Raw genomic sequence first — 4,597 nt, 5'->3', positions numbered from 1 at the left:
AACAGGTCGTCCCATCTTTTTTGCGGTCATTCTCCGACCAGTCAAGAGATTAAGTAAATACGCTATACCAAATTTAAATTTACTCTGACCCCAGTTATCTATCATTTGTCGGAACCCGGCAAGCGATTCCGACTTACGGACTTATTCCACATTTTTACCAAGCCAATTTTGCAATTTTGCCGGTATCAAGGCGACGGCTAACAATGTTAAAAACGGAATTGAAAAAGGTAATAAATAATTAAGCGAGAAAAGTAGATTAGAGCTATCCGTGTATGGATTGGCACCACCATAAAGCTCAATCGAGAAGGATGTTAGATATGCTGATCCGAGGAAGTACCACAAAATAGCCAAACTTAACCAGAAATGGTAATGCTTTCGGTAGACAACATCATTCACAAAACTTTTCTTATAATACTGAAACAAAGTCATCGCAATGGCAGATATAGCCAAACCAAGCCAAATAATGCATACGGCGAATAATTTCTCATAGGGGAATTCTGGCATTTACGTCTTCTATTTGTGCTTAAAAAATATAACTCTAAATAACCGAACTTGATTAAGGGAATCTCTAAAAATTCAAAAAACTCCTTCTCCCTCTGGGAGAAGGCCGGAATGAGGGTAATAAAATCAAGCAATTATATACCTCACCCTAGCCCTCTCCCAGAGGGCGAGGGGATTATTAGAGGTTCCCTTAAGCCGTTAACTCCTGCAAAACCAAGCTCAGCATAAATATCGTATATTTATTTACCCTGTAGAATGGGATATTGAGCGATGTAATCACCGCGGTTTCTGGTTAAGTACCATTTGTCAACAGTGCCTGCGAGTGGTTTCAATTCCCAATGCCCCAAATAAGCCAGTTTGCCATCCACAGGATAAACACTAGAGATTGCTGTCCTTTTCGCCATCTTAATATTCATCGCCCCATTGACTACCGTTACTGGGTAGTTGGAAACGTTAACATTGCCTGGAATGGGTTTTTTTACCAACGTAAAGGCATTATCGTAAAGGCCATCACGGTTAGCATCAGTAACGCGGGACAACACCGCACTGTACCAGATCGTACCGATCTTCAAGCTTGGAATACGGATAGTCATAATGCCTTTGCCTACTTTTTGGGTATCTGGAGCCGGGGCATTAAGGTTAGGCATGTTGCCGTAAAAAATTCCGGCGGCGAGGGTATCGGTAGTACTTATTGTCAATGCGTACGACTTAGTACTATTGCAGTAATTCATTATTGAATTAATATCGTAATCATCTATTCGGATATTACCAATAAGCAGGTCCGTGGGCAAAGTACCAACGGGCGGGTCTTTATAACCGTTTAATGTGGCAACATCGTTGCATTTGCCGCCATTCACTCCACCAAATAACTGCATCGCTACGGTTCTGCTCATGGGAAATCCCAAGCACATGACCAAATTCATGGATGGTTGCTGTATTAATACATTGATCATCACTTACACCAATAGTACATTGATTGTAAAGTTTACTAAATAATGGAAGTGATAAATCTAAGACCACCCCATCTGGGCGGTTTTTTATTTGGGTGCCGACCGCCAATACATAAGGTGATTTTACAGTAGTGCCGATAGTAGTTGTTACCGCTTTATACGGATCAACCCGAATACGAATACCCGCGTACAAAGGCAATTGGTTTTTTGGGCGACATTGCGCCGGAGTTGTTTCTTTAAAACGGAGCCTGGAATATTTGCCCCACGATTGCCCTAACACAACAGACAGTGCTTTTCGTCGTCTATCCACTGTTGAATTAGCTTGAATCTGGGTTAAATTTTCCCAGCAATAAGGGATATCGTAGGTTTGCGTAGCTGGATTGAGCGGCCAAAGCTTGTTATCTAGATAAAACGCCTTCGCTGTTGGGGTTGAACTGATTGCAGGATCAGCGGCTGCGTAAACTACAGTGGTGGCAAGAAAGAAAGAAAGAAAGAAAAGATAATTTTCGCTTAAATTTTGAATACATAAGCCTTACTCCAGTAGTTGATTAAGGGTGCATTTTAATTACCTGCAAAATACCGTTTTAGTTTATACGTTAATTCGCTGCCTTTATCAACTTATTCGATTTGCCAACCAATGCACAGAAATAGTCAAATCATTTAATCTAGGTGGAACGGTTAAGTCACCGCAATTAACACGGGCTTTAGCGATAACCCTGAGATGCCTACTAGGACTTCTAGCTATTACTGTCATGCTGAAAAAACTGCTTCGCCGTCCTGGCACTTTTCGAAGCGCGTAAGTCGGCAAATTCTAAGGCGGCTTTATGCAAACTCTGACGATCATTTGGAGAATCAGGGACTAAACAACCACCAGCTAAAGCTGGAGGGTTCGTATAATGGGCTAAAGTCCGGATACGGGTCACAAGACCCGTTCAGGGTTCTGTCCTAAAATTGTCATCACCTTTGGGTTGAAAATGATGTTCCAGATAATTCTTTATATTCACCTAATCCATCTGGCTTGGTTAAGAAAAAACAGCACTCTGCTTTCTGACGAGAGCGGTTAAACTTTCTGTCCGGCGCGGCTCTTTAGCTAACAATGTATTCATCACTAATACAAAGTGAAAATCTGCTAAAATTCGTCGAATAAAACATAACTAAAAGCACTCGTATGGCCAAAGAATTTATAAAAAAATTAATCCATAGATTCGTACCTGACCCCGAGGTAATTAGTAAGCACAAAAATCTCCAGTTTCTTGGCGATAGATTGCAAAGCCCCAATCTTTGGCATATCAATCGGCGTTCCATTAATGCTGCGATTGCCATCGGCCTTTTTTTCGCTTGGGCACCTACGCCCACGCAAATGGCCTTCGCAGCCGCAGCGGCGGTTTATTTTCGGGCAAATTTGCTTGTTTCCGTAGCGACCGTGTGGGTTACCAACCCAATCACCATGCCACCTTTGTTTTATTTTGCTTACCGGGTTGGCCTTTGGTTTTCACATAGGCCATCGCCTGCGGATAATTTTGTATTTTCTCTGGAAGGGTTGTGGTCGGGATTTGGCGATGTGATTGGGCCATTCTTGCTGGGTTGCCTTATTTTAGGTTTAATATGTTCCCTTGCTGGGTACATTGGCATGGACTCATACTGGCGTTATCAAGTCACTAAAAAATGGGCGACAAGAAAACAGAAGCGATCAGAACGCGCATAACATTTGTTCTGGAAACGTATTACTTAAAAATATTTTTTCTTTTAACTTAACGACTTAATCATGAACCAACACGCTATTAACCTTATAGAACAATACTATGCTGCTTTTAACAGCGCAGATATGGACACATTTTTAAACCTGTTGACTGATGAAGTTATCCATGACATCAACCAGGGCAAACGTGAAATTGGCAAAGACGCGTTCAGACAGTTCATGGCTTGCATGAACTTTAACTATAAAGAACAATTGGTCGATATGGTCATTATGGCAACGTCTGATGGTACTCGTGCTGCTGCGGAGTTTGTGGTATTAGGTAAATACATTAAAAGCGATGAAGGCTTACCTGCCGCAAAAGGGCAGGAATACCGTCTTCCTGCGGGTGCGTTTTTCGAGATACGCGACAACAAAGTCGCCCGAATTACCAATTATTATAATCTTCAGGACTGGATTGCCCAGGTTGGCGGGTAAATCGTCGCTCAAATCAGGTTAAGTCTTAAAAATAACGAGAGGGAATAATGAGGTTAGTGGGCATTGCTATTTTTGTGGGATTGGTGCTTCTCTATTTTGTGAATGCGGCATTAAAAATTAATATCTTTAATTGGGAAATGCTCATTCATAGTGGCATCAGGTTTTTCACTGGTTTCATTATTTTAGGTATCAGTTGTTTCTACGAACACAAAATCAAATTAAAAATCGCAGTTTATTTGGTTTTAGCGTTGGTGCTGGCTGATGACGTTATGGATTATTACAGGCATGTAAATAGTTTTAGCGCTGAATTCATGGTTCATGGAGCTTACATGCTCTTATGGGGTGCGTTGGTTGGCTACTTGTTCATTAGGTATCAATAGTGTCCGGCAATTTTGTTAAATAAGTTTTCTAAGCTATTGTTAGTTTGAAGAAAAAGGCTTGTTTTGGGGTGTCACCCATTTCAACTGCATGAGTTTTTTGGGAAACTGAGGTTTTACCCCTTGGTTAACTCTCATGGATTCAGGCTTGTAGCGTTTGCGCAACTCATGGATCATCTACCTCTTCATACGTTCCGCCGCTCAGTGGAACGCTTTCCTTCCAACTATCCCACCAAGACCTTTTCACATATCGACCAATTCCTGTACATGGCTTTCGCACAACTGACCTACCGCGATAGCCTGCGTGACATTGAGGCTTGCCTGCGAGTCCATCAGACCAAGCTTTACCATCTGGGTATCCGTGGTCGGTTTTCCCGAATATGCCAATGGGTAACGCGATTGATGTATCTACGTTTGTTAAACAGCGTGGAACAATAGCCAGGGAATCGGGGGAACAGGCAAGCGCGCCACTATTTTTCGCGAAAGCTAAAATGGGGGCCATCCGATTTTAGCGGCGAAAAATCACGTGGCGATTAATGCCTTCGGCTGCCCGCGTTCGTCCTCGGTTCGTCACGATGCACAACTCCCCTTCGGTA

Annotated in this window: 7 protein-coding genes; 4 read left to right on the top strand and 3 right to left on the bottom strand. The window is 42.4% G+C overall.

The window, feature by feature from the left end:
* Positions 1 to 141: 141 nt before the first annotated feature.
* The 3 genes from ABL924_RS17905 to ABL924_RS17895 all read right to left on the bottom strand — a co-directional run bounded on the left by ABL924_RS17905 (position 142) and on the right by ABL924_RS17895 (position 1,761).
* Complete coding sequence (locus ABL924_RS17905) at positions 142 to 504, bottom strand: hypothetical protein (RefSeq protein WP_349028458.1); 363 nt, start codon at positions 502 to 504, stop codon at positions 142 to 144.
* Positions 505 to 740: 236 nt separating this feature from the next.
* Complete coding sequence (locus ABL924_RS17900) at positions 741 to 1,394, bottom strand: hypothetical protein (protein ID WP_349028457.1); 654 nt, start codon at positions 1,392 to 1,394, stop codon at positions 741 to 743.
* Complete coding sequence (locus ABL924_RS17895) at positions 1,312 to 1,761, bottom strand: M12 family metallopeptidase (RefSeq protein WP_349028456.1); 450 nt, start codon at positions 1,759 to 1,761, stop codon at positions 1,312 to 1,314. The genes ABL924_RS17900 and ABL924_RS17895 overlap by 83 nt, the downstream gene beginning before the upstream one ends.
* A gap of 858 nt (positions 1,762 to 2,619) precedes the next feature.
* Between ABL924_RS17895 and ABL924_RS17890 the strand changes: the two genes are divergently transcribed.
* The 4 genes from ABL924_RS17890 to ABL924_RS17875 all read left to right on the top strand — a co-directional run bounded on the left by ABL924_RS17890 (position 2,620) and on the right by ABL924_RS17875 (position 4,439).
* Entirely contained in the window at positions 2,620 to 3,156 is a 537-nt protein-coding gene (locus tag ABL924_RS17890; RefSeq protein ID WP_349028455.1) for a DUF2062 domain-containing protein, read from the top strand.
* 60 nt (positions 3,157 to 3,216) lie between these two features.
* Entirely contained in the window at positions 3,217 to 3,624 is a 408-nt protein-coding gene (locus ABL924_RS17885) for a ketosteroid isomerase-related protein (RefSeq protein ID WP_349028454.1), read from the top strand.
* 47 nt (positions 3,625 to 3,671) lie between these two features.
* Entirely contained in the window at positions 3,672 to 4,004 is a 333-nt protein-coding gene (locus ABL924_RS17880; protein WP_349028453.1) for a hypothetical protein, read from the top strand.
* A 63-nt stretch (positions 4,005 to 4,067) separates the two neighbouring features.
* Positions 4,068 to 4,439, top strand: coding sequence for a DUF4372 domain-containing protein (locus ABL924_RS17875; protein ID WP_349028452.1), 372 nt, complete (start codon positions 4,068 to 4,070; stop codon positions 4,437 to 4,439).
* Positions 4,440 to 4,597: the final 158 nt, after the last annotated feature.

Source organism: Methyloglobulus sp., assembly GCF_040079455.1.
Classification (GTDB): Bacteria; Pseudomonadota; Gammaproteobacteria; order Methylococcales; family Methylomonadaceae; genus Methyloglobulus.
The sequence above is the reverse complement of the archived record's forward strand: the minus strand, read 5'-3'. Positions and strand labels throughout refer to the sequence as shown.